This window comes from Sphingopyxis sp. JAI108 (assembly GCF_013410105.1).
Lineage (GTDB): Bacteria > Pseudomonadota > Alphaproteobacteria > Sphingomonadales > Sphingomonadaceae > Sphingopyxis > Sphingopyxis chilensis.
The window spans coordinates 645,759-669,193 of the sequence record NZ_JACCCJ010000001.1 but is presented as its reverse complement, the minus strand read 5'-3'; the positions used below and the strand labels follow the sequence as shown (position 1 = coordinate 669,193).

The window sequence follows — 23,435 nt, the reverse complement described above, 5'->3', positions numbered from 1 at the left end:
GTCGTTTCCGACATTGAAAGCGTGAGGGACCAAGCCAGCCCCTTCACGCCGCGTCGTGGAAGATCACCCCCAGCGTGTGCCGCCGCCCCGACCGGAGGCGGCTCACCCCGTGGCGCATCATCACGCGATAGTCGCCGCGCGTGCCCCGCACGGGTCGCGCGTTCACCGCGAAGACCACCGCGTCGCCCTTCGCGAGCGGCACGACCGCCGCCCTCGATTGCATCCGCGGCCTTTGTTCGGTCAGCACGAACTCGCCGCCGGTGAAATCCTCTTCCGGCGCCGACAGCAGCACCGCGACCTGCAGCGGAAAGACATGCTCGCCATATAAATCCTGGTGCAGGCAATTATAGTCGTCCGCGCCATATCGCAGCAGCAGGGGCGTCGGCCGCCTTTGCCCCGCATCATGGCACCGCGCGAGGAATTCGGCGTGGTCCGCCGGAAAGCGCGCCGCCATCCCCATCCGCTCGTGCCAGCGGTTCGCGATCGGCGCGAGCCGCGCATAGAGCATCCCGCGCAGCGCCGCGACCAGCGGCGGCAGCGGATAGGCGAAATAGCGATACTCACCGCGCCCGAAACCGTGCCGCGCCATATGGACATGGCTGCGGAAACCCGCCGGCGCGTCATAAAGCGCGGCGAGGCCGTCGCACGCCGCCGCATCGAGCAGCCCCGGCAGAACGGCCCAACCTTCGCGGTCGAGCGCGATCATCGGGTCGGCGGCATCGTCTGCACAGGGCGGCGGCATGATTTTGGGCTGTGTCGTCATGCCGCAATCATGGCGCCACGCGCCGGTCGCCGCGCCCCGTTTCTTGCGCTCAAACACGCCTATGTGCTTCAAGTGGCGCCGACAATCGCCTAGGGTCAGAACCCTGAGCTGCCTTCCCGCGCCTGTCCCAAACGCCGACAATCGGAAAGTTCCCATGCAAAAACGCTTCGCCGCCGCCCTTCTCCTCGCCGCCGTCGCCGCGCCCGTCTCGGCTCAATCGGGCATCGACGCCGCCAACCTGACCGAAACCGTGCGCACCCTCGCCTCGGACCAGTTCCAGGGCCGCGCGCCCGGTACGGTCGGCGAGGAACGCACGGTCGGTTATCTGATCGGCCGGCTGGAGGCGATGGGGCTCGAACCCGCAGGGGTCGACGGCGGCTGGACTCAGCCCGTGCCCTTGCTCCACACCCGCCTCGGCACGCCCGAAACGCTCGCCTTCGACCGCAAGGGCGCTGCGACGCCGCTGACCTTCGGCACCGACATCTATGTCTCGACGCTCCAGCCGAAGGAGCGCGCGGTGGTCGCGAACGCGTCGATGGTCTTCGTCGGTTACGGCGTCAGCGCGCCCGAGCGCGGCTGGGACGATTTCAAGGGACAGGATTTGAAGGGCAAGGTCGCGGTGTTCCTGATCAACGACCCCGATTTCGTCGCGGCAAAGGGTGAGGACCCGTTCGGCAAGTTCGGCGGCCGGACGATGACCTATTACGGCCGCTGGACCTACAAGTTCGAGGAGGCCGCCCGCCGCGGCGCGGTCGCGGCGCTGATCGTCCACGACAGCGAGGGCGTCGGCTATGGCTGGAACGTCGTCAAAAGCGGCGGCGGCGAAAATTACGGCCTTGTCGTCCCGCCCGAAAAGGTGACGAGCCTCGCGCTTCAGGGTTGGATCTCGGGCGAGACCGCGACAAGATTATTCGCCGATGCCGGGCAGGATCTGGAGAAATTGCGCGTCACAGCGCGCCGCAAGGATTTCAAGCCCATCGACCTCGGCGCGACTTTCGACGCCGCGATCCCCGTGACGCAGGAGGTGGTGCAGAGCCAGAATGTGCTGGCGAAGATTTCCGGCACGAAACGCCCCGACGAAGTCGTCGTCTATGGCGCGCACTGGGACGCATACGGAGAGGGTCCGCCCGACGAGCAGGGCCGCATCTATCGCGCGGGCGCGAACGACGACGCGCTCGGCGTCGCGGGACTGTTCGAGATCGCCCGTAATTTCAAGGCCGCGCCGCCGCCCGACCGCACGATCGCCTTCGCCTTCTGGACCGCCGAAGAGCGCGGCCTGCTGGGGTCCGAAGCCTATGCCGAAAAGCCCATCTTCCCGCTCGAAAAGACCGTCGCCAACCTCGGTCTCGACATCCTCCAGACCGCCGGCCGCGCCAGGGACGTCGTCCTCGTCGGCAAGGGGCAGGGCACGCTCGAAGACGATCTCGCGCGCGTCGCAGCCACGCAGGGCCGCACGGTCAGCATCGAGAGTCTGCCCGAACGCGGGCTCTTCTATCGCGCCGACCATTTCAGCCTTGCCAAGCGCGGCGTTCCCGTCCTCCTGATGATGGGCATCGCCGGCGCGTCGGACCTTGTCGACGGCGGCAAGGAGGCCGGCCAGAAGTGGGTCGATGCCTATACGGGCAAATGCTATCATCAGGCATGCGACGCTTGGGGGGCGGACTGGAACCTCGATGGCGCGGTTCAGGACATCGATGTTTTCTACCGGATCGGCGATGAGTTGGCGCGCTCGGCGCGCTGGCCCGAGTGGAAAGCGGGCAGCGAGTTCAAGGCCATTCGCGACCGGAGCGCCGCATCGCGGAAATAGGGCGTGATGCGCGGAGGCGGCGGGTTTCGGCCGGAGGTCGCCGATAGAGATATGTGCCCCGGCGAAAGCCGGGGTCCAGAATTCCCGCGCTAGCGTTGCGCCTTTACGCACTCGGCCCCGGCTTTCGCCGGGGTGCACAAGGGTCAGATCCCCACCCCGAAACCGCCGCGTCTTGCGGCTTCCCGCGCCGAGGATTACTCCCGCCTCATGAGCGACGACAAAATCTTCATCAGCGCGAACGATCTGCTCGCCGACTCGCTGCGCCTCGGCATGCAGGTGGTGGCCAGCGACTTCAAACCGACGCACCTCGTCGGCATCTGGCGCGGCGGGGCGCCGGTCGGGATCGCGGTGCAGGAACTGCTCGACTATCACGGCCACCACTGCGACCATATCGCGATCCGCACCTCCTCCTATAAAGGCATCGACAGACAGGACCCGCAGGTAAAAGTCTTTGCCCTCGGCTATCTGATCGACACGCTGAATCCCGAGGACCGGCTGCTCATCATCGACGATGTCTTCGACAGCGGCCGCAGCATCCGCGCCTTCATAGCGGAACTCAAGGCGCGCTGCCGCCACAATATGCCGCGCGACATCCGCATCGCGACGGTGTGGTTCAAACCGGGGCGCAACGTTACCGACCTCCGCCCCGATTTCTTCGTCCACGAAACCGACCGGTGGCTGATCTTCCCGCACGAGATCGACGGGCTGACGGTCGAGGAAATCCGCCGCCACAAGCCCGAGGCGGCGATCATCCTCGGGCTGGAAGAGGAGGTGCCCCGTGCCTGACGGCTTCGCTTCGCGCGACGAGCGCGCCGCCTTCATCGCTCGCCTGCCCAAGGCCGAACTGCACCTCCATATCGAAGGCTCGCTCGAACCCGAGCTGATGTTCGAACTGGCGCAGCGCAACAATGTCGTGATTCCCTTTGCCAGCGTCGAGGACGTGCGCGCCGCCTACGCCTTCTCGAACCTGCAAGATTTTCTCGATATCTATTATCAGGGGATGGGCGTCCTTCATGGCGAGCAGGATTTTTACGACCTGACCGCCGCCTATTGCGCGCGTGCGAATGCGGACAATGTCCGGCACATCGAAATCTTCTTTGACCCGCAGGGCCACACAGCGCGCGGCGTCGCCATCGAAACCGTCATCGCCGGCATCGCGCGGGCGCTCGACGATGCCGAGGCCGGCTACGGGATGACGTCGAAGCTCATCCTGTGCTTCCTCCGCCACCTCAGCGAAGCCGAGGCCGAAGCGACGCTCGACGCCGCGCTGCCGTATCTGGGCCGTATCGACGGCGTCGGGCTCGACTCGTCCGAAGTCGGCCATCCGCCGTCGAAGTTCGAACGCGTCTTCGCGCGCGCTCGCCGCCTTGGGCTCAAGATCGTCGCACATGCCGGCGAGGAGGGACCGCCCGAATATATTGTCGAGGCGCTCGACCTGCTGAAAGTCGACCGCATCGACCACGGCAACCGCAGCCTCGAGGACCCCGCGCTGGTCGCGCGCCTTGCGGCCGGGGGTATCACACTCACCGTCTGCCCACTCTCGAACCTGAAGCTCTGCGTCGTCGACGACATCGCGCGCCATCCGCTGAAGGTCATGCTCGACGCGGGCATCAAGGCAACGGTGAACAGCGACGACCCCAGCTATTTCGGCGGCTATGTGAACGCCAACTACCAGGCGGTCGCCGACGCGCTCGACCTGTCGAAGGCCGAGCTTGTCACACTCGCGCGCAACAGCTTCACCGGTTCGTTTCTCGATGACGCCGCAAAGGCGCGCCACCTCGCCGCGATCGACGCCTGCGCCTGACCGGCGTCAGGCCGCGATCAGCACGCCGTGATAGGTGCGGTCCTCGAACGCACGCCCGGCGCCCATCGCGACGCAGATCAGCGCATCGTCGGCAACCACGACGGGCAGCCCGGTCGCGCGCGCGATCGCTTCGTCCATACGGCGCAGCAGCGCGCCGCCGCCGGTCAGCGTGATACCCTCGTCGATGATGTCGGCCGAGAGTTCGGGCGGCGTCTGTTCGAGCGCCGCGCGCACCGCGCCGACGATCTGTCCGACCGGCTCCGCGAGCGCCTCGGCGATTTCGGCCTCGGTCACCCGCACCTCGGCCGGACGGCCGGTCACCAGGTCGCGGCCCTTGACCCCCATCACCATGCCGTCGCCCGCGGGCGGCGTCGCGCAGCCGATCGTCAGCTTGACGCGCTCGGCGGTCATTTCGCCGATCATCAGATTATGCTTGCGGCGGATAAACGACGAAATCATGTCGTCCATCTTGTCGCCGCCGACGCGCACCGAATTGCTGTAGGCGATGCCGCTCAGCGACAGGACCGCAACTTCGGTCGTGCCGCCGCCGATGTCGACGACCATCGCCCCGCGCGGCTCGGCGACCTGCAAGCCGGCGCCGATCGCGGCGGCGAGCGATTCCTCGATCAACTGCACCGACGCCGCGCCGGCATTGCTCGCGGCGTCGCGGATCGCGCGGCGCTCGACCATCGTCGAGCCCGCCGGGACGCAGATCACGACGTGGCTGCGCTGGACGAAGCGGCTGGGGCCGCCCTGCGCCTTGTCCATGAAATGCTTCAGCATCTGTTCGGCTACGTCGATGTCGGCGATCACGCCGTCGCGCAAGGGGCGGATCGCCTGGATATTGTCGGGGGTCTTGCCCATCATCAGCTTGGCTTCATTGCCGACGACCTTGACCCGGCGGACGCCATCGCGCGTTTCCAGCGCAACCACCGACGGTTCGTTCAACACGATGCCCTTGTCGCGCACATAAACGACGGTGTTCACGGTACCCAGATCGATAGCCATATTGTGCGCGGCCGACGCAAAGCGATTAAAAAACTTCATATGCGGGGCAAATGCCTTCGGGAATGAATGGAAGGATCAGGCGTGCTGGCCCTTCGGCGCCCTCAACGTCTGGTCCCATGATCGACTGCGTCGAAGCCGCAGACGCGTCAACGAAAGCGGCAGTCAATACTGCCAGAACGGTTGTTTCTCAGGCTCGGTTGATCGATCGGTTCAAAATTCGGGACCAGCCGAATCCGGAACGAGAAATTTCAGACCCTGCAACCGGACGATCCGATCACCCTCACACACCGGCGCCGCGATCAGCCGCATCCAGCGGCGCGGCGCCTGCGCCGGGCAGATTTCGACGTCGAGGGTAAAGCCGCGCCGATGGCGGATCGCATAGGCGCGGAGTTTCTCCATCGCCGCGCGCGATCCCTCGGCATAGAGCGCGACGGCCTCGCCGCGCGCCACCGCCGCGCCGCGCGGGATACCGAAAATGTCATGGACTTCCTCCGACCAGCTCAGCCGGTCCTTGTCGGTGAGGTCGCATTCCCATTGCCCGACGCGGACGGCTGCTGGCGCCAACCGCGCGGCGACATCCACAACGTCGGGGATCGGATCGAGCGTTTCGCAGCGGTGCAGCCGCCCCAGCTCGAAAAAGCGCTCACGCTCGTAGAGCGGCCAGCTGTGATGGACAGGCAAGGGATGGGTCGGCTTCAACGCGCTGGTCTTCCATTGGGTGGCCAAGGATAGGCGACCAGCACTTAACAACAAGTGATGCGCGTGGACAGTCTTTCGGTGCGCTATCGTCCGCGCGCGAGCGCGATTCCTGCCAGATTCTGTGTTCGCTTGATATGGCGCACGGCGGGCACCGGCCCGTCGCCGGTGAGTGCCAGGAAATGGGCGAGATGCTCCGCCGCTTCGCCACGCGCGCGCACCGTGCCGTTCGCTTGCGCCACGACCGCCGCCGCGTCGCCGAGCAGGATGAAATCGGTCAGCCGCATGTCCTGCGCCAGCCGAAGCGCTGCGATCAGCGCGAGCCACTCGGCATCCATGCTGCTGCCTATCCCCGCGTCGCGCACGACCACCGCCGCACCGCCGGTCACGACGGCGGTTTCCATCCGCCCGGGATTGGGCCGGCAGCCCCCGTCGAAATAGATTTTGATGCGGCGCGTCGTCACCGGATTGTCCTAAACGATCAGAATGTCCCGCGCACCGAAAAGGCGAAGATCGGCCCGATCAGCCGGTCGCGCTGTTCGATGAAGGAAACCGGACTATCGCCGCGTACCCCGGTATAGACGATGCGGTCGCGTTTCGATCGCGCATTGACCATGTTCGAAACCTGGGCGCGGACGGTGAGGCCGAACACATCCTTGTTCTCGACGAACAGCGACGCCCATACCGGCCCTTCCCAGACCTTGTCGGTCTGGTTCCGGCGATAATTGGGCTGGTAATGGGCATATTCGAGGTCGCCACCCCACGCCCAGTCGCTCGCGGGGATATCGTGACGCAGGCCGAGCTCGACGACAGAGTCGGTGAAACCGCTCCATTGGCGCTTTTCGCCGGTGAACGGATCGCGCAGCGAGCTTTTCTGAAGCAGCAGGCGCGTGGTGAGGCGCACTCCCTTGAGCCCCGCGGGATCGAGATTGAAGGTCGAGGTCCAGTCGATCGCCCCCGCTTTGGCCTTCGCGATATTGCCGACCGCCTCGCCGGTTTCGCCGACCGGGATCACATCAACGCGATCCTCGACATCGCGATAGATGAAGATCAGTTTCGTCGATCCCCATGGGCCGAGCTTCTTGTTGATCTCGCCCTCATAGGTCCAGTCCTGTTGCGGGCGCAGGTCGTTGTTGCTCTCATTCTGGTTGCCGTCGTTGAGGAAGGCGCGGGCAAGAAAGTCATAGAAGGAAAGCTGGAGAACCCGCCGCCTGAGCTTCACCGAAACGTCGAAATCGGCGGACGGCGTCCAGGCAAGCGAGATCGACCCCTTGGGCCGGAAAAAGCTGCGCGTCAGGCCGTTTGCCCCTGTCTGCGTTATCGTCGAGTGCTCGGCACCCGCGACGATCTGGAAATTGAGCTTGCCGGTCAGCTTGCGGCCAAAGCTCAAAAGTCCTTCGTAGCGATCCTCGCTCACCCCGCCGGTGCCGCCGGCGAACGGCTGTTCGACGAAGTCGCCCGAAGGATCGAGCACGCCGATAAAAGCGACATTATCGAGCGTGTTGAACGCCGCCTCGCCCGACAATTGCCAATCGCCTCCGAACATCCGCCACTGATATTCGCCGCGCCCGATCGTCTCGCCGAGGTCGCCCACCTGCGCAAAACGATCGCCGATCGCAGGGGGGCCGTCATCCGGGGTCGATACCACTTCCGACGAATATGGTTCATGGCTGAAGCGGCGCAGTCCGATCAGCTTGAGCTTTCCGGGGCCAAGGCCGAACTGCCAGTCGCCGCTGAGTTCGTAATTCCAGCTATCGGCATTGTCGCGCACGGTGCGGACGCTGTCGGGCAGCCCCGGCCCCGTACGCACGCCGTCCTCGTAATAGCGGTCATATTTGCGCTGATAATGGCCGCCGAGATTGGCGACGGTGTCGCCCGCCGGATCCCAGGTGATGCGTCCCGACAGCTTCGGCGTGTCATAATGGGTGTGCCATATATCCTTGCGCCGCTCGATGATATTGCCCGCGCTGTCATAGATCAGCGTCGGGCCGCCCGCGCCGCTACGCGCCGAATCGTCGTTATTCAGCGATGCCTCATATTCGACATCGCCCGACCGCCCGCGCACCGACACGTCGCCGCGGGTGAACAGCGGATCGGTGTAATGCGGCCGAAACTGCGGCTTCCACGAAAATTGCCCCGAAAAACTGTCGGCGCGATAGACGATATTGGCGACCTGCCCCGACAATCCGGGGATATCGAGCGTCGCGCCATCGGCGATCTCGATCCGTTCCACATTGCCGGCAGGAATGCGCGACAGCTGCGTATACATGTCGTCGGCCTTGTTCGACGGCCGCTCGCCATTGAACAGAACGTTGCCCGTGGCCTGCCCCAGCCCGCGCAACAGTTCATTGTCGCGGATCTGGAAACTCGGAACCTGGGCAAGCATGTCATAAGCGTTGACGGGCGCGTAGCGCGCGAAGTCGGCGGGGGTATAGACTTGCCGTGCGGGGGTGGTGGCGGTGGGAGCAACCTCGGTCGCTGCGGGTGGCGGCGTGTCGCCGCTCGGCGCGGCCGCTTCCTGTGCAAGCGCCGGCGTGGAAAGCGCGCCCGCAATCGCCGCAAAGCTGGTCCATCGTTTCACTTGGATTGTCCCCCCGCCGCGCGGTTCATCGCCTGCGCATATTCGCCCGTCACGCCCAGCGCCTTCATGCCGACCACCTCGTCGGCGGTCAGCTTCCGGTATCCCGCCGCGGCGAGCCCGCGGACATAAGCGCCGTCAACGCCCAGCGCCTTGCAAGCGATCGCATCCTCGACATCGGTCAGCACGAGCGCCTCGGACCTGAGGTCGCGCACATATTCGGGCCGCACATCGAGCGCGGCGGCGGCGATCAGGTCATCGGCGTCCTTCGGTCGCACGCCTTCGCGCGTCAGCCCGTCGGCGAGTTCGATCGACGCGTCGACAAGCAGCATCGCGAGCAAGCTCGAACGCTGCTCGGGCGCGAGGCCGCGTTCGCCCAGCGCCCTTTCGAACGCCGGATCGGAGGTAAAGCGGCATTCGCCACCCCCGTCGAAAGCGCGGGTCAGCGTGCCGGTGCACGACAAGGTGCCGGCGTCGTGCGCGACCTCAAAGCGGACCGGCCCCGGCGTCTCGCGCGAGAGCGCAACTTCGGCTTTCGCAAAATAGGACCGCGAGCCGTCGAACGTCTGGTCGCTGCTCGACTTCCTGTGCTGGATGCGAATGCGCGGGGCGCCTTTCTTTCCGCTCGCGGGCTCGGCAACCCAGCGCACATCGGTCAGCACCAGCGGATCGGCGGCGGCGGTCGGCGCCGAACAGGCGAAGATCGACAGCAACGCGGCGCCGCCTGCAAAATACAAAGCCTTCATTTGGTGCACTCCTCCCTCCGTGCGCCAGGCGAGCGTCATCGCTCGCCGCCGCAGCGGCATTTTTCAAACAAGGTTTCGATTAATCGTCGGCGCGTTCGGATGAACGGTCGGGCGTCAGTCGTCCGGGGACGGCGGCGGCGCCGGAGGCTGGGGCATTGCCGGGAATTCGATCCGGGCGGTGCGGCCGTCGGCGCGGCGCGCCTCGATCACGCCGCGTTCCATGTCGACGACGGCGACGTCGCCGCCGCGGACGGCCCTCGCGACCGGCTGCGGCGTCGCCGCGGCGCGAGCCCTCGCCACCGGGCGGACCCCGCCCGTCGCGCGCAGTTCGATTGCGTCGTCGGCGTCGCGCATCTTCACGCCCGATCTCTTCATCTCGGTGACGAAATCGCAGTCGACCCCCATCGCCTTCAGCGCGATCAGATCGTCGATGCCGACCCCCGGAAAGTGCGAGCGCATGTCGCGTGCGAATGCCGCATCGACCCCGACATGGCGAGCGCCCACCAGATCGTCGAAACCGGCGCCGGGAATGATGGCGCGCATCTGCCTGATGTAGGCAGGATCGATCCCGCTTGCCTTGGCCGAGATGATGTCGTCGGCATCCATCGACCCGCCATTCTCGCGCAGCTTCTCGACATATTCGGGAGTCACGCCGACCGCGCGCATCCCTACCAGCTGTTCGGCGGTCAGCGGCTTTGACGTCGCCGTCGCACTCCCCTCGACCGCAGCGTTTTTCGCAACCGCAACCGCCTGCGAAGTCACGGCCGTCTTCGTGGTGGTCGAGGCGGCAACCGTGTGGACGCCGGTCGCCGCCTCGGGCTTGGCCGTCGCCGAGAAGGCGGCGAGCGGCGCGGTGACGCCGGCCAGTACGACGAGGCTCATCAATATCCAGCTTGCGCTCGCGGGGCCGCGCCGGAGGCTGCCGTCGAGCACACGCGTGATCCGCCGTTTGAGGCTGTCCTTGCCCGGCGCGACGCCATGCGCGGCGAGCAGCGTCCCCTGATTGTCGTGGCGCGCCGCACCGACGAGCAGGGTCGCATAATCGGGACCGTCGATATCGGCCATCAGCACCGCGTCGTCGGCGGCTTCCTCACGCAATTGATGGCTTTCGCGCGCCAGCATCCACACCAGGGGATTGAACCAGAAGACCGCACAGGCAACGCGCGCACCAAGCAGCTTTGCCCAGTCGAGCCGCGCAACATGCGCCAGCTCGTGCGCGATGATCGCCTCGGCTTCGCCCGCCGCCGCGACGGCCTTCGGGCTCAGCACGATCGTCGGGCGCAGCACGCCCCAGCTGATCGGCGAGCGCAGCTCGTTGCTGACCAGCAGCGCGGTGCCATGCTTGAACCCCATGCGCCGCTGCGCCTCCGCGAGCGCCGACAGCCACGATCCTTCGACCAATATCTCCGCGCGGCGGCGCATCGCGAACAGCCGCACCACCGCCAGCGCCATCACTCCCGACAGCAACGCGAGCGGGACAAGGTAGAGAAAGGGGGCAAGGTCGCTCCATGCCATTACGATCGGCGTCGATCCGGCCGTATCCACCACGACAGGGACTGAAGTCGTGGCGGGGGCCGGATCGATCGCCGATCCCCCGGTTGTCACCATCTCCACCGCCGGCGCGGCGAACCAGCTCGCGGGCAGCGGGGCCCATTGCGGCAGCGAAAGGATCGCGGCGGGCAAGGCGAGCAGCGCCGCGAGCCCGGCATGCGCGATCATCGACCGCTCGCCCGCCGAACGTGCCCGCGCGAGGCGGAGCAGCCCGAGCGTCACGCCCGCGACGACGACGGATTTCCAGGCGAGGCCCAGCAACATGGCGGCGGTCAGCATCACCCTCTCCCTTCGCGCGCCTTGGCGATCATTTTTTCAAGTTCGTCGAGTTCGTCGCCCGTCATCTCGTCCTGCATGCCGAGCAGCGCCGCGGCTGCGCTGGTCGCCGATCCGTTGAAGAAGACGCGCACGACCTGGCTCAGCGCCGATTTGCGCGCGGTCTTGTCCGACACGCTCGGCGCATAGACGAAGCCGCGTTCGGACGCCTCGCGCACGACAAAGCCCTTGGTCTCGAGCCGCTTCAGCATCGCGCGGATCGCCGAACCCGACAGCGGATCGGCGAGCGCGTCGCCGATCTCGGTGACCGTGGAAGCACCGCGCTCGTACAGGATATCGACGATCTCGCGTTCCCGCGGGGGTAGACTGGACAGCATTTCGAATCACCTCATGCGCTACATTTGTAGCGTGCTACATTTGTAGCGCATGCTTGGCAAGGGGTTTTGTTCGAATAATACACGTGGTTCGTCGAACTGCGGCTTGGCCGGGCGAGCCGTCACGCGGCCCCCGACGCGAGATATGGGCGAAAGCCCCTGTCGCCCCGCTCGCCAAAAAAAGAGCCCGGCGAATCGCTCCGCCGGGCTCCGTTGTAACTTGATCCTGTCCGTCCGCTTATTCGCGGTTGCCCATCAGGTTGAGCAGGAAGGTGAACATGTTGACGAAGTCGAGATAGAGCGTCAGCGCGCCCATGATCACCGACTTGCCGACAAAGTCGGTCCCGCGGACATAGAAATACATGCTCTTGATCTTCTGCGTGTCATAGGCGGTGAGGCCCGCAAAGAGCAGCACGCCGATCACGCTGATCGCAAGGCTGAGCGCGGTCGACTGCACGAACATGTTGATCAGCATCGCGACGAGGATGCCGACGACACCCATGATCAGGAAGGTGCCGAAGCCCGACAAATCCTTTTTGGTCGTATAACCATAGAGGCTGAGACCGAGGAAGGCCGCCGCGGTCGCGAAGAAAGTGGTCGCGATCGACGAGGCGGTGAAGGCCAGAAAGATCGTCGACATCGACAGGCCCATCACCGCGGCGTAGACCCAGAACAGCGCCTGCGCGGCGCCGGTCGACAGCTTGTTGATGCCAAAGCTCAGCACCAGCACGAAGGCCAGCGGCGCGAGCATCACCACCCACATCAGCGGGCTGCCGATCAGCGAGGCGGTAAAGCCCGAGTTGAACGCCAGCATCGCGACGATGCCGGTCAGCAGCACGCCCGAGCCCATATAATTGTAAACCGACAGCATGTACGACCGCAGGCCGGCATCGACGGCCTGGTCCATTGCGTTCGCGCCGGCCCCGAAACCGGAAGCCGCCATATTGGGGTCGTTCCAATTCGCCATTTTTCATCTCCATAACCGGCCAGCCCATACCGGCCGTAAGCAGCAATATCGGGAGTTTCCCCGCGGGTTTCAAGCGAAACCGGACATCAGCAATATTCCAGCAACAATTATGCCGCGAACAGTTAGGGGTCGCGGTCCGAAACATCGCCGCTTATGCTGCCCGGCATGTCCACGCACCGCCTCTTCGTCGCGCTGCGCCCGCCGCGTCCGGTCCGCCAACTTTTGATCGCCGCGATGCACGGCATTTCGGGCGCGCGCTGGCAGAGCGACGAGCAATTGCACCTGACGCTGCGCTTCATCGGCGAGGTCGATCATCACTTGGCGGAAGATATCGCCGCGGCGCTCGGGGCGCTCCATGCCCCCGCAATCGGTGCGCGCATCGCCGGGGCAGGCCTGTTCGAGCGGCAGGGTCGCCCGCATATGGTCTGGGCGGGTGTCGAGCCGCATGAGCCGCTCGCCGCGCTGCACCGCAAGGTCGATCAGTTGCTCGCGCGCGTTGGCGTCTCACCCGAATCGCGCGCCTTTCTGCCGCATATCACGCTGGCGCGGCTCAACCGCGGGTCGGGGCCGGTCGCCCCATTCTTGGCGATGAACAGCGATCTCGCGAGCCCGCCGTTCGAATTCGGCCATGTCACGCTGTACGAAAGCGAGATGGGCCACGGCGGCTCGCGCTATCACCCCGTCGTACGTTATCCGCTGGAAGAAAATTCCGCGACGAGCGCCGCGGCGACCCCAGCGACATCATCCCACGTCGTCGCAAAGCCGTCGTCCTTGCCATAATAGGGGTCGGTGACGCCCTCACCGCCGCGTCCGGGGATGAGGTCGAGCATCAGCCTGAGATCGGCGGTCGCATCCCCAGGGCGGATCGCCCGCGCGTCGCGCAGATTCGTCTGGTCGGCCGCAAGGATCAGGTCAAAGCGATAGAAATCGTCCGATGACAATTGGCGCGCGCGCAGGTCCGATATGTCGATGCCGCGGCGCAGCGCCTCGGCCTGCGCGCGGTCGTCGGGGGCGTGGCCGACGTGCCAGTCGCCCGTCCCCGCCGAATCGAGCACCGCGTCGATGCCGGCGTGCGCGAAGGCCGCACGGGCGGCGGCTTCGGCGAGGGGCGAGCGGCAGATGTTGCCGAGGCAGAGGAAGAGGATCGCCGGTTTCGCAACTTTTCGATCTTCACGCATATAGCCGATATCGCTCCATAAAGTTGAACCGACTTTCAACTTGCGCCGTGGCGCGGCTCTGCTAGCCATGACGCATAACAGATAGAGGGTCAGGGAGAAGGTTGCCAGATGGCTGATACCGCCAGCGAAAATGACATGTCCGGTGCGCCCGCCGCCGCCGAGCCCAAAGCCACGGGTTACAGCTGGTACGTCCTGTCGGTGCTCGTCGTCGTCTATATCCTCAATTTCATCGACCGGCAGATCATCAGTATCCTCGCGGTCGATATCAAGGCCGACCTCGGCCTGTCCGACGGCGACATGGGCTTCCTCGGCGGCGCCGCCTTCGCGGTCTTTTATGCGCTGTTCGGCATCCCGCTCGGCCGCCTCGCCGACAATTGGAACCGCGTGAAGCTGCTGTCGATCGGGCTGACTTTATGGTCGGCGATGACCGCATTGTCGGGCATGGCCTACAACCAGCTGACCCTGACGCTCGCGCGCATGGGCGTCGGCGTCGGCGAAGCGACCGCGAGCCCCACCGCCTATTCGCTGATTTCGGACTATTTCCCCAAAAAACAGAAGGCGACCGCGCTCGCCATCTATTCGTCGGGGCTCTATCTGGGCGGCGGCGTGTCGCTGTTCATCGGCGCGCTGATCGTCGAGGCTTGGAACCGGTCCTATCCGGCGGGCGGCCCGATGGGTCTCGTCGGCTGGCAGGCAGCCTTCCTCGCGGTCGGCATCCCCGGGCTGCTGCTCGCGCTGTGGGTCGCCAGCTTGCGCGAGCCCGTACGCGGGGCGATGGACGGGACGCCGAGCCCGAGTTCGCCGACGCCCTTCCGCGAGTTCGGCAAGGATCTGGCAATGATCGTGCCGCCGCTGACGCTGCTCGGAGCGGCGAGACGCGGCCCCGCGGCGTTGGCGATCAATGCCGGTTTCGCCGCCGCAATCGCCGCCTTCGCCTGGTGGATGATCGCGCTGACCGGCAATTTCCCGCAATGGTCGGCGGTCGCGCTCGGCTATTATGCAGTCTTTTCCTGGGCGTGCGCGCTCCGCGCGCACGATCCCGCGACCTTCCGGCTGATCTGGGGCACGCCGGCGTTCATCTGCACGACGCTGGGCTATGGCCTCGTCGCGCTCGCGGCGTACGGGCTCGCCTTCTGGTCGGCCCCCTATGCCGAGATCGTGCTGGGGCTGCCCAAGCAGGAGCTCGCCTTCATCCTCGGCGCCAATGGCGCGCTCGCCGGCTTCGTCGGGGTGATCATCGGCGGCCGCCTCGCCGACGCATTGCGCGCCCGCAATCCCGCGGGGCGCATCCTCATGATCCTGTTCGGCGTCATCGCGCCGATCATCCCGATCTGGATCGGCTATACGACCGAGAGCGGTACGATCTTCTATGTCATGAACTTCCTGGCCGGCATGTTCGGCGCGGCAGCCCTCGGCGCGGCGGCGGCGACGACGCAGGATCTGGTTCTGCCGCGGATGCGCGGCACGGCAACCGCCGCCTTCTTCCTCGGCACGACGCTCGTCGGCCTGTCCTTCGGCCCCTATCTGGTCGGGCAGATTTCGGACCTCGCGGGCACGATCGTCGACGGCAAGCCCGTCGGCGACCTGCGCACGGGCATATTGTCGCTGATCGGAGTCGCGCCGATCGCGGTCGCGCTGCTGCTCTATGCCTATCGCGCGGTACCGCAGGCCGAAGCGACGATCGCCGAGCGGGCTCGCGCGGCGGGCGCGCCGGCCTAGACCCGGCGCGCAGGCGGCGGCGTCAGTCGCCGCTGCCGCGAACGATCACGCCGCAGGCGACGCGGCCGCCGCTGTTGCCGCTGGGGTCGGTCTTGTAATCGTCGGGCCCGGCATGGATGACGAAAGCGGCACCATCGGCGTCGAGCAGCCCGCCGTCGCCTTCGAAGCGCGACCCGACGAGACGCAAGGTCGCGCGGCCGATCTGGTCGGGTTCGATCACGAGGTTGGGTAGGTCGCCATGGTGCGCGCCCATCGGATTTTCGCGCCCGTGCTGCGCGCCGGTCGGGTTCCAGTGCGGGCCCGCGCTCGCGAAGTCGGGCGGCGTGCACTGGCCGACGGCGTGCACGTGCATGCCATAGGTGCCGGGGCCGAAACCGCGCGCGACAAGTTCGATACGCAGGCCCGACGTGTCGCGATAGATATCGGCGCGGCCGCGATCGGCGCCCTTCGAATCGACAAGCGGGGCATAGGCGTCGGCCGGGGGCAACGTGCTCGTCGATTTACCGCCCATCCCGGCGCAGCCCGCGAGCGCCAGCGCCCCGGCGAGAACAAACCCCCGGGCGATGAAATTCTTCTCGTGCGAACCCGTCGTCATCTTGCTGCTCCCTGTCTTGACCACCGGAATCGGGACGCCGCGTCGGCGTGTGTCGATCCGTTCACCGACGATGCCCGTATTTGGCGGCGGTTCCAAGGGCATAGTCGGGTTTGGGACGCGCGAAACGCCGGGATCAGCGCCCCGCCTTGTCGCTGACCGCCTTGATCACCAGCGCCTTGTCGTCGGCGAGGTAGCGGCGCGCGAGCGTCTGCAACTCGGCCGGGGTCGCCGCTTCGACCTCGGCGATGCCGTTGCGGCTGCGGTCGAGGCGGTCGGCGTGCGTTGCCGCCTCCGCGACATAGTTCAGCCAATAGCTGTTCTCGCGCCGCGATTTCACCATCGCCTCGACCAGCGGCCGGCGTGCGCGGTCGAGCAGGTCCGCGTCGACCGGCGTATCGCGGAATTCCTTCGCTATGGCGAAAATCGCCGCGCGGGTCGTCGCCAAATCCTTATAATCGACATTGCTCGCGGCAAAGATGTGGCCATAGCCCGGAAATTCGTCCGACAGGCTTGCCGCCGCGCCGGGGCTGTAGCTTTCGCCGAGCCGCTCGCGCAGCTCCTCGGTCAGCTTGAGCTGCATCACGCGCGCGAGAAGGTTCAGGCGCATCGCCTCGGCGAGGTCGCTATCATCGCGCGCGGGCCAATAAACGCGCAGTTCCGCCTGCTCGGCCGGCCCCTTGTGGATCAACGTGCGTTCGCTGCGGTCGGTCGCATATTCGCGGACGCGCGCGTCGGCGCGCGGGTCGAAGGCGGCGCGCCGCTCGGGCAAGGCGCCGAAGGTCGCCGCGATCGCGTCGATCGCCGCCTGTTCGCCGATGTCGCCGACGACGCCGATCTCGATCGCGCCGTGCGCGAAGCTGTCGGCGATCGCGGGTTCGAGCTGCGCCCAGTCGAGCGCCATCACCTTGTCGAGCGGCGGCGTCTGCGACCGCGGATCGTCGTTGGCGAGAATGCCGCCCGCATCGCGGCCGATCACCGCCGCCGGGGTCGCGTCGTTCGCGGCATATTGCTGCGGCAGCACGCGGCGGATCAGCGCGAGCCCGTCGGCGCGATAGCCGGGATGGATCAAATAGGCGGCCATCAGCTTCGCCTGCAGCGCGAAATCCTCGGGCGAGGTCACCGCGCTGCCGCCAAAGCTGTCGGTGGCATTGCCGAAGACGGGGCTGATGGTCTTGCCCGCGAGGATCGAGCGCAGTTCGTCATAGCTGTGCGCTTCCAGCCCGCCGAGCATCAGCGAACCCGCGAGCGACACCTTCGTCGGATCGCCCTTCGTCGCGAGCAGGTTGCCGCCGTCGACGCGCAGCGACACCATGACCTTGTCCTTCTGAAAATCGGTCGTCTTGATGTTGAGCATCACATTGTTGGCGAAGCGGATGCGGCGGATATTGAGGTCCTCGACGCGTTCGTCGCTGACGATTTTTCCTGGCGTGCCGAAATCATCGTAAGCGAAGGCGGCGGTCGCGGCCTCGGCAGGCGCGGCGACCGCGACCTTGGCTGATGCCTGGAGGTCGGCGAGGATCGCCGCGGTGCCGCCCTCCACCGGTTTTTTCGTTGTCACACGCGCGAGCGGCGGGCTGAGCCCCTCCATCCGCTTGCGAAAGGCGGCGGTGACCGCGGCGGCGTCGAGCGACGGCGCGACGGCCTCGAACAGCGCCTGCGAGGTTTCGGGGCGTGTGAAGACGAAATCGCCCTCGGCCGCCGCGACCAGCGCGTCGGCGAGCGTCTCGCTGCGCCGCGTCGTCACGCCCGCGACGGCATTCCGGAACGCGGTGCGGCGGATCGCGAGCTGCTCATCGACCTCGGCCTGGGTAAAGCCATGTTCGATCGCGCGGCGTTGTTCCTGCTCGATGAGCGCGAGCGCCTCTTTCCACGCGCCTTCCTTCGCGACCGCGCCGACGGTGACCTGATCGAAAATCTTCCACCCCTCGGCGTCGCTGAAATAGCCGGTGAGGATCGGCGAATCTTCCCGGAGCGCGATCTTCGCGAGCCGGCGGCTGACGATCGCCTCACCGACATCCTCGGCCAGCTTGCGGGCGCGCTTCGCCTTGGTATCGCGCTCGTCCACCCATGGCTTGAAGCGCGCGATCGTCACCGAATCCTGGATCGCGGGATCGACGAAATCGTCGGCGGCGGCGGGACGGGCATAGTCGACATTGCCGATATCGGGATCGGCGCCCGCGGGGCCGCGCCCCTTCCAGTCCGCAAAGCGCGCCTTGATCTTCGCCTCGACCGCCGCAGGGTCGAAATCGCCGACCATCACCAGCGTCGCGCGCTCGGGCCGGTAATAGCGGTCGTAAAGGTCGCGAAGCCGCGCCGCGGGCGCGGTGCGGATCACCTCTTCGGTGCCGACGGGGATGCGGCTTGCCACCGTCATCCCCTTCATCTGGAAGTCGAGCTGGTCGATCAGGCTGCGCAGTTGGTAGGTATCGCGCGCGCGGCGTTCGGAGAGGATGATGCCGCGCTCGCGGTCGACTGCGGCGGGATCGATCGTCAGCTCGCTCGCCGCCTCGCGCATCAGCATCAGCCCGGTGTCGATCAAATCGTCCGACGCACCCGGCAGGTCGAGCTTGTAGACCGTCTCGTCGAACCCGGTCGAGGCATTGGTGTCGGCGCCGAACGCCAGCCCCTTGCGTTCGAGCAGCTTGATCATCTCACCCTCGGGCACATGGGTCGAACCGTTGAACGCCATATGTTCGAGGAAATGGGCGAGGCCGCGTTGGTCGTCGGCTTCGGCGAAGCTGCCGACGTCGAAGCGCATGCGGAGCACGACGCTGTCCTTGGGCGTGCTGTTTTTCAGCAGCGCATATTTCATCCCGTTCGGCAGCACGCCAAAGACGATGTTCGGGTCGACCGGAATGTCGCTGGCGACGAAATTCCATGCGTTTGCCGCCGCATCCTGCGGGTTGACTGTCGTGGTCGCCGCCGCCTTCGCGGACGCTTCCCCGGCATAAGCCGGAGCAGTCGTGGCGATGAGGAGGACGAGTGGCGACAGCGCGGTCGAGGCGCGCCGAACGAGGTTTTTGGTCATGGTCCCGATGTGGCCGCCACCCCGCGGACGGTCAAGCCGTCGTCACGCGACCCGGTCGACGCTTTCGACAGACGACATATGGGCGCGATTGGCGGCCTTCGCCGCATAGAGCGCGCGGTCGGCGACTTCGAACAGGTCGCGCGCGGTTGTGCCATGTTCGGGCCAGCTCGCGGTGCCGACGCCCGCACCGACGCCGATCGACCGCCCGTCTATGCGGTACGGTGCCGCCAGCGCGGCGAGGATATGGTCGGCGAGCGCCGTGCCGAGCAACGGCGAGCCGGCGGGCACGAGGATGGCGAATTCGTCGCCGCCCTGACGCGCGACGATCGCGTGGCTGCCGCAGCTGCGGCGCAGCCGCGCGGCAAGCTCGCACAGGACGCCGTCGCCGATCGCATGGCCGTGCTGATCGTTGATCGGCTTGAACCCGTTGAGGTCGAGCAGCGCGATCGCGAACGGGGTCGTCGCGTCGGCCTTGGCGATTTCCTCGTCGAGCCGCAGGTCGAATTCGCGGCGGTTGGCGAGGCCGGTGAGCGGGTCGGTGTGCGCGAGTTCGCGCATCTGGCGCTGCAATTCGAGCAGGTCGATCACCTGCCCGTGCTGCTGCACCACCATGCGCAGCAGAAACAGGGTCGCGATGACGAGGCTAGTGCCCGCCGCGATTTCGGGCGGATTGCCCGAGGTCAGCATTAGCACCGACACCGGTCCGAGCCCGACACCGAGGTTGAGGAAGGTCGCGAAGCGGATCGACGACAGGCAGTAAGCGGTCGCGAGCGACCCCATCGCCATGATCATCGCATAATAGCTGTGCGTCTCAGGCGGCGCCGCGAGCCAGTTGGCCACCGTCCACAGGCTGCACATCGCGCCGGTGATGCCCGACACCCAGCTCGCCTCGCGAATGACGCGCCGCGCGCGGCGCGGGCTCATCCTGCGGCCGCGATTGTGGCGCAGGAACAGGAAGCCGAGGATGCCGACGACCGCGAGGATCACGGGAAAGCCGATGCGGATCACCGGATGCACGCTGTCGACCCCGGCATAGATGGCGGTCGGCGTCGTCGCCGCCAGCATCAGGAACAGCATCGGCGTCAGCGTTTCGACGCGATTGGCGCGCAGCAACGCGATATCGTCCCTGATCGCGTCCGGAATCGGCGGAAAGAACCGCATCTGCAGTGTATGATAGACCCCCGTCATGGGGGCGGGATAGCAAGGCCGGGTAAAGCAGGGGTTAAGGAACGAAATCTTGTCTTATCACGGGCCTAGGCGCGCGTCCGAGCCAGATGACTTGCGAAATATTAACCATGTTCGCCGACAAGCGGACCCCTAGTTTCGCGCCCGACAGGAGGCCACGCCATGTCTTACCCGATGCCGCAACTCGAACCATCCGGCGCCGCGCCGGCGGTGCCGATGCCGTCCGCCTCCCCGACGCTTCCGCAGGACGATACGCCCGCGCAACAGGCGGCGCGCGCGGCGCAGCTGGCCGCTACCCAGTCCGTTTACACATGGACGACGGACGTCCCGACCCTGCCCGGCGTGCCGCTCGCCACGACCGTTCCGAAGAATGACGAGCCGACGATCGCCTGGTTCGTGATCCTGATCGGCGTCGGGCTGGGCATTGTTCGGAACGCTTTGACGGTGAAGCTTGCCGGCGTCGACGCGGGGGAGTTGGGGAGCGAACTCGACAGCTCGCGCGCCACCTATGAAGCCGCGCTCACCGAATGCGACGCGATCGAAGCGTCGACCGCCAAGGTCGCGGCCGAGCATGGCGTCCACACCGGCGGCAATATCTTCGAACACATCGTCGGCGACGTCGAGAATGCCGTCGCCGCCGCCGAGCGCGACGCGCATATCGCGTTGCTCAAAGGCTATAAGGAGCGGCTTGAGGATCTGATGAAGGTCGAAGAGGCCACCAGCCTCGGCAGCAAGACGCCGCGGAGCGTCGAGGCGTATCGCGCGCTGTTCGCTACGCTGCCGGTTCCGGGCGTCAGCTATATGTTTCAAGACGATGCCGAGTTCGCGCGGCTGCGCGTGCAGGGGCCGAACTGCATGCTGATCGCCGCGGCCGGCGATGCGCTGCCCGCGAACTTCCCGCTGAGCGGCGCCCAATATGCCGCGGTCGTCAATGGCGATACGCTGGCGGCGGCCTTGGCCGACAGGCGCCTGTTCATGCTCGACTACAAGCCGCTCGAGGTCCTCGACCCAGGCACTTACGGCAGCCTTGCCAAATATGCCTGGCAGCCGATGGCTCTGTTCGCGGTGCCCCCGGGCGGCTCGTCGGCGGTGCCGGTAGCGATCCAGTGCGGGCAGGACCCCGCCGACTGGCCGATCTTCACCCCCTCGCCGACCTTCGACAAGCTATGGGGATGGGAAATGGCGAAATTCATCGTGCAGGTCGCCGACGGCAATTATCACGAGCTGTTCGCGCATCTCGCGCGCACCCATCTGGTGATCGAGGCGTTCGCGGTCGCGACGCACCGCCATCTTGCCGAAGTCCATCCGGTCTGGGCGCTGCTTGTCCCGCATTTCGAGGGCACCTTGTTCATCAACGAACAGGCGGCAACGTCGCTGATCGCAGCGGACGGCCCGATCGACCATATTTTCGCGGGCTCGATCGCGTCGAGCCAGCTCGCTGCCGTCGATGCGCGGCTGGCATTCGACTTTTACGGCAAGATGCCGCACGCCGACTTTGCAGAACGCGGCGTGGGCGTCGACTCGGCGCTCGCCGATTATCCCTATCGCGACGACGCACTGCTTGTGTGGGACGCGATCCACGAATGGGCGCGGCAATATATCGATCTTTATTATGCGCATGACGCCGACGTCGTAGCCGATACCGAGCTCGCCGCCTGGGCAGCGTGCCTCGCGGGCGAAGCGAAGATCAAGGGCTTCGGCCCCGTCACGACCCGCGCGCGGCTTGTCGAAATCTGCGCGATGGTGATCTTCACCGCGAGCGCGCAGCACGCCGCGGTCAATTTCCCGCAAAAGGACATCATGGCCTTTTCCCCCGCCGTCACGGGCGCGGGATGGCAGGCGGCGCCCAATGGCCAGCGCGGTCACGACAAGGCGGGCTGGCTCGCGATGATGCCGCCGATGGCGCTCGCGCTCGAACAGCTCAATGTGCTGGAACTGTTGGGGTCGGTCCACTACCGCCCGCTCGGCGATTATCGCAGCAACGCCTTTCCCTATCCGCTGTGGTTCCAGGACCCGCGCGTGACGGGCGCCGAGGGCCCGCTGGCGTGGTTCAAGGCCGCGCTTGCGGGCGTCGAGGCTGAGATTGTGGCGCGCAATAGCGAGCGGATGCAGCCCTACCCTTACCTGCAGCCGAGTTTGATCCCGACGAGCATCAATATCTGACGCAAAAATGAAAACCCCGGCGAAAGCCGGGGTTCTTTGTCAGCTTAGCTGGGCCCCGGCTTTCGCCGGGGTGCATATGGGCTCAGCTACCCTTTTTCTTGCGGTGGCTTTCGAGGTCGAGCACGGCATTCTCGCCGCCCTCGGGCATCAGGCCCAGCCGGCGCGCGACTTCCTGATAGGCCTCGACCTCGCCGCCGAGATCGCGGCGGAAGCGGTCCTTGTCGAGCTTTTCGTTCGTCGTCATGTCCCACAGACGGCAGCCGTCGGGGCTGATCTCGTCGGCGAGGATGATGCGGCTGAAGTCGCCTTCATAAAGGCGGCCGAACTCGAGCTTGAAGTCGACGAGGCGGATGCCGACCGCGGCGAACATGCCCGACATGAAGTCGTTGATGCGGATCGCCATGTCCTGGATGTCGTGGAGCTCGTCCTGGCTGCACCAGTTGAAGCAGGCGATATGCTCCTCGGCGACGAGCGGATCGCCGAGCGCGTCGTCCTTGTAGCAATATTCGATCAGGGTGCGCGGAAGCTGCGTGCCTTCCTCGATCCCGAGACGCTTCGACAGCGTGCCCGCCGCGACATTGCGCACGATCACCTCGATCGGCACGATCTCGACCTGCCGGATCAGCTGCTCGCGCATGTTGAGGCGGCGGATGAAGTGGGTGGGCACGCCGATATTGCCGAGCAGCGTGAAGACATGCTCCGAAATCCGGTTGTTGAGCACGCCCTTGCCGTTGATCGTCCCGCGCTTCTGCGCGTTGAACGCGGTCGCGTCGTCCTTGAAATATTGGATCAAGGTGCCCGGTTCGGGGCCTTCGTAAAGGATCTTGGCTTTGCCTTCGTAGATCTGGCGGCGACGGGCCATGGGCGCTTACTTTCTGTCGGAACCAAATGAATGGCCCCGGCAAGCGACTCAGGTGGAGACGCGGCGCCGGGGCGGTCGGGCGGCCTATAGCGACAAAGCAGGGGCGCGTCATCCCCGGCTTCATTGTCCGCCAAT

20 protein-coding genes are annotated in these 23,435 nt (G+C 66.1%); 6 read left to right on the top strand and 14 right to left on the bottom strand.

Annotated elements, in window-relative coordinates; translation table 11 throughout:
• Positions 1-43: 43 nt before the first annotated feature.
• On the bottom strand, positions 44-742 hold the full coding sequence (locus HDC29_RS03180) for a 2OG-Fe(II) oxygenase (protein WP_179497188.1): 699 nt from the start codon (positions 740-742) through the stop codon (positions 44-46).
• 175 nt (positions 743-917) lie between these two features.
• Here HDC29_RS03180 and HDC29_RS03175 point away from each other — a divergent pair, with 175 nt between their 5' ends.
• The 3 genes from HDC29_RS03175 (at position 918) to HDC29_RS03165 (ending at position 4,374) form a co-directional block, all read left to right on the top strand.
• Entirely contained in the window at positions 918-2,570 is a 1,653-nt protein-coding gene (locus tag HDC29_RS03175) for a M20/M25/M40 family metallo-hydrolase (protein WP_179494292.1), read from the top strand.
• 207 nt (positions 2,571-2,777) lie between these two features.
• Positions 2,778-3,356: a phosphoribosyltransferase gene (locus tag HDC29_RS03170; RefSeq protein ID WP_179494290.1), complete on the top strand. Its 579-nt coding sequence runs from the start codon at positions 2,778-2,780 to the stop codon at positions 3,354-3,356.
• On the top strand, positions 3,349-4,374 hold the full coding sequence (locus HDC29_RS03165; protein ID WP_179494288.1) for an adenosine deaminase: 1,026 nt from the start codon (positions 3,349-3,351) through the stop codon (positions 4,372-4,374). The genes HDC29_RS03170 and HDC29_RS03165 overlap by 8 nt, the downstream gene beginning before the upstream one ends.
• Positions 4,375-4,380: 6 nt before the next feature.
• Here HDC29_RS03165 and HDC29_RS03160 read toward each other — a convergent pair whose 3' ends face one another.
• The 8 genes from HDC29_RS03160 to HDC29_RS03125 form a co-directional block, all read right to left on the bottom strand.
• On the bottom strand, positions 4,381-5,421 hold the full coding sequence (locus HDC29_RS03160; RefSeq protein WP_179494286.1) for a rod shape-determining protein: 1,041 nt from the start codon (positions 5,419-5,421) through the stop codon (positions 4,381-4,383).
• Positions 5,422-5,592: 171 nt separating this feature from the next.
• The gene (locus tag HDC29_RS03155) at positions 5,593-6,081 is read right to left on the bottom strand and encodes a hypothetical protein (RefSeq protein WP_179494284.1); all 489 of its coding nucleotides are present in this window, start codon (positions 6,079-6,081) and stop codon (positions 5,593-5,595) included.
• Between the two features lie 83 nt (positions 6,082-6,164).
• Positions 6,165-6,542, bottom strand: a complete 378-nt coding sequence (locus tag HDC29_RS03150) for a reverse transcriptase-like protein (RefSeq protein WP_373562750.1) — start codon at positions 6,540-6,542, stop codon at positions 6,165-6,167.
• 17 nt (positions 6,543-6,559) lie between these two features.
• On the bottom strand, positions 6,560-8,659 hold the full coding sequence (locus HDC29_RS03145) for a TonB-dependent receptor plug domain-containing protein (RefSeq protein WP_373562749.1): 2,100 nt from the start codon (positions 8,657-8,659) through the stop codon (positions 6,560-6,562).
• Positions 8,656-9,402, bottom strand: coding sequence for a hypothetical protein (locus tag HDC29_RS03140; RefSeq protein ID WP_179494282.1), 747 nt, complete (start codon positions 9,400-9,402; stop codon positions 8,656-8,658). The genes HDC29_RS03145 and HDC29_RS03140 overlap by 4 nt, the downstream gene beginning before the upstream one ends.
• A 114-nt stretch (positions 9,403-9,516) precedes the next feature.
• Positions 9,517-11,232, bottom strand: coding sequence for a M56 family metallopeptidase (locus HDC29_RS03135; RefSeq protein WP_179494280.1), 1,716 nt, complete (start codon positions 11,230-11,232; stop codon positions 9,517-9,519).
• On the bottom strand, positions 11,232-11,606 hold the full coding sequence (locus tag HDC29_RS03130) for a BlaI/MecI/CopY family transcriptional regulator (RefSeq protein ID WP_179494278.1): 375 nt from the start codon (positions 11,604-11,606) through the stop codon (positions 11,232-11,234). The genes HDC29_RS03135 and HDC29_RS03130 overlap by 1 nt, the downstream gene beginning before the upstream one ends.
• A gap of 235 nt (positions 11,607-11,841) precedes the next feature.
• Entirely contained in the window at positions 11,842-12,570 is a 729-nt protein-coding gene (locus HDC29_RS03125; RefSeq protein ID WP_179494276.1) for a Bax inhibitor-1/YccA family protein, read from the bottom strand.
• A 165-nt stretch (positions 12,571-12,735) separates the two neighbouring features.
• On the opposite strand from HDC29_RS03125, the gene thpR reads away from it, so the two are divergent.
• Positions 12,736-13,350 carry an RNA 2',3'-cyclic phosphodiesterase gene (gene thpR, locus HDC29_RS03120; protein WP_179494274.1) on the top strand — a complete coding sequence of 205 codons (615 nt, stop codon included), beginning with the start codon at positions 12,736-12,738 and terminating at the stop codon, positions 13,348-13,350.
• Here thpR and HDC29_RS03115 read toward each other — a convergent pair.
• Positions 13,260-13,748, bottom strand: coding sequence for a low molecular weight protein-tyrosine-phosphatase (locus HDC29_RS03115; protein ID WP_179494272.1), 489 nt, complete (start codon positions 13,746-13,748; stop codon positions 13,260-13,262). The two genes, thpR and HDC29_RS03115, sit on opposite strands and share 91 nt — an antisense overlap.
• 108 nt (positions 13,749-13,856) lie before the next feature.
• Between HDC29_RS03115 and HDC29_RS03110 the strand changes: the two genes are divergently transcribed.
• Complete coding sequence (locus HDC29_RS03110) at positions 13,857-15,467, top strand: MFS transporter (protein WP_179494270.1); 1,611 nt, start codon at positions 13,857-13,859, stop codon at positions 15,465-15,467.
• 22 nt (positions 15,468-15,489) lie between these two features.
• Here the strand turns inward: HDC29_RS03110 and HDC29_RS03105 are convergent, their stop codons facing one another.
• The 3 genes from HDC29_RS03105 to HDC29_RS03095 form a co-directional block, all read right to left on the bottom strand.
• Positions 15,490-16,062 carry a superoxide dismutase family protein gene (locus HDC29_RS03105; protein ID WP_257018012.1) on the bottom strand — a complete coding sequence of 191 codons (573 nt, stop codon included), beginning with the start codon at positions 16,060-16,062 and terminating at the stop codon, positions 15,490-15,492.
• Between the two features lie 133 nt (positions 16,063-16,195).
• Positions 16,196-19,090 carry a pitrilysin family protein gene (locus HDC29_RS03100; protein WP_179494266.1) on the bottom strand — a complete coding sequence of 965 codons (2,895 nt, stop codon included), beginning with the start codon at positions 19,088-19,090 and terminating at the stop codon, positions 16,196-16,198.
• Between the two features lie 42 nt (positions 19,091-19,132).
• A complete protein-coding gene (locus HDC29_RS03095; protein WP_257018011.1) occupies positions 19,133-20,251 on the bottom strand; it encodes a diguanylate cyclase in 1,119 nt (372 codons plus the stop codon).
• 186 nt (positions 20,252-20,437) lie between these two features.
• Between HDC29_RS03095 and HDC29_RS03090 the strand changes: the two genes are divergently transcribed.
• The gene (locus HDC29_RS03090) at positions 20,438-22,438 is read left to right on the top strand and encodes a lipoxygenase family protein (RefSeq protein ID WP_179494264.1); all 2,001 of its coding nucleotides are present in this window, start codon (positions 20,438-20,440) and stop codon (positions 22,436-22,438) included.
• A gap of 82 nt (positions 22,439-22,520) precedes the next feature.
• Here the strand turns inward: HDC29_RS03090 and purC are convergent, their stop codons facing one another.
• Positions 22,521-23,300 carry a phosphoribosylaminoimidazolesuccinocarboxamide synthase gene (gene purC, locus HDC29_RS03085; protein WP_037553641.1) on the bottom strand — a complete coding sequence of 260 codons (780 nt, stop codon included), beginning with the start codon at positions 23,298-23,300 and terminating at the stop codon, positions 22,521-22,523.
• Positions 23,301-23,435 lie beyond the last annotated feature (135 nt).

Bases quoted from the DNA above. Each gene is read 5' to 3' on its own strand.
- HDC29_RS03180 (WP_179497188.1), bottom strand. From the start codon at position 742: ATGCCGCCGCCCTGTGCAGACGATGCCGCCGACCCGATGATCGCGCTC.
- HDC29_RS03175 (WP_179494292.1), top strand. From the start codon at position 918: ATGCAAAAACGCTTCGCCGCCGCCCTTCTCCTCGCCGCCGTCGCCGCG.
- HDC29_RS03170 (WP_179494290.1), top strand. From the start codon at position 2,778: ATGAGCGACGACAAAATCTTCATCAGCGCGAACGATCTGCTCGCCGAC.
- HDC29_RS03160 (WP_179494286.1), bottom strand. From the start codon at position 5,421: ATGAAGTTTTTTAATCGCTTTGCGTCGGCCGCGCACAATATGGCTATC.
- HDC29_RS03140 (WP_179494282.1), bottom strand. From the start codon at position 9,402: ATGAAGGCTTTGTATTTTGCAGGCGGCGCCGCGTTGCTGTCGATCTTC.
- HDC29_RS03135 (WP_179494280.1), bottom strand. From the start codon at position 11,232: ATGCTGACCGCCGCCATGTTGCTGGGCCTCGCCTGGAAATCCGTCGTC.
- HDC29_RS03130 (WP_179494278.1), bottom strand. From the start codon at position 11,606: ATGCTGTCCAGTCTACCCCCGCGGGAACGCGAGATCGTCGATATCCTG.
- HDC29_RS03125 (WP_179494276.1), bottom strand. From the start codon at position 12,570: ATGGCGAATTGGAACGACCCCAATATGGCGGCTTCCGGTTTCGGGGCC.
- thpR (WP_179494274.1), top strand. From the start codon at position 12,736: ATGTCCACGCACCGCCTCTTCGTCGCGCTGCGCCCGCCGCGTCCGGTC.
- HDC29_RS03115 (WP_179494272.1), bottom strand. From the start codon at position 13,748: ATGCGTGAAGATCGAAAAGTTGCGAAACCGGCGATCCTCTTCCTCTGC.
- HDC29_RS03110 (WP_179494270.1), top strand. From the start codon at position 13,857: ATGGCTGATACCGCCAGCGAAAATGACATGTCCGGTGCGCCCGCCGCC.
- HDC29_RS03105 (WP_257018012.1), bottom strand. From the start codon at position 16,062: ATGACGACGGGTTCGCACGAGAAGAATTTCATCGCCCGGGGGTTTGTT.
- HDC29_RS03100 (WP_179494266.1), bottom strand. From the start codon at position 19,090: ATGACCAAAAACCTCGTTCGGCGCGCCTCGACCGCGCTGTCGCCACTC.
- HDC29_RS03095 (WP_257018011.1), bottom strand. From the start codon at position 20,251: ATGCGGTTCTTTCCGCCGATTCCGGACGCGATCAGGGACGATATCGCG.
- HDC29_RS03090 (WP_179494264.1), top strand. From the start codon at position 20,438: ATGTCTTACCCGATGCCGCAACTCGAACCATCCGGCGCCGCGCCGGCG.
- purC (WP_037553641.1), bottom strand. From the start codon at position 23,300: ATGGCCCGTCGCCGCCAGATCTACGAAGGCAAAGCCAAGATCCTTTAC.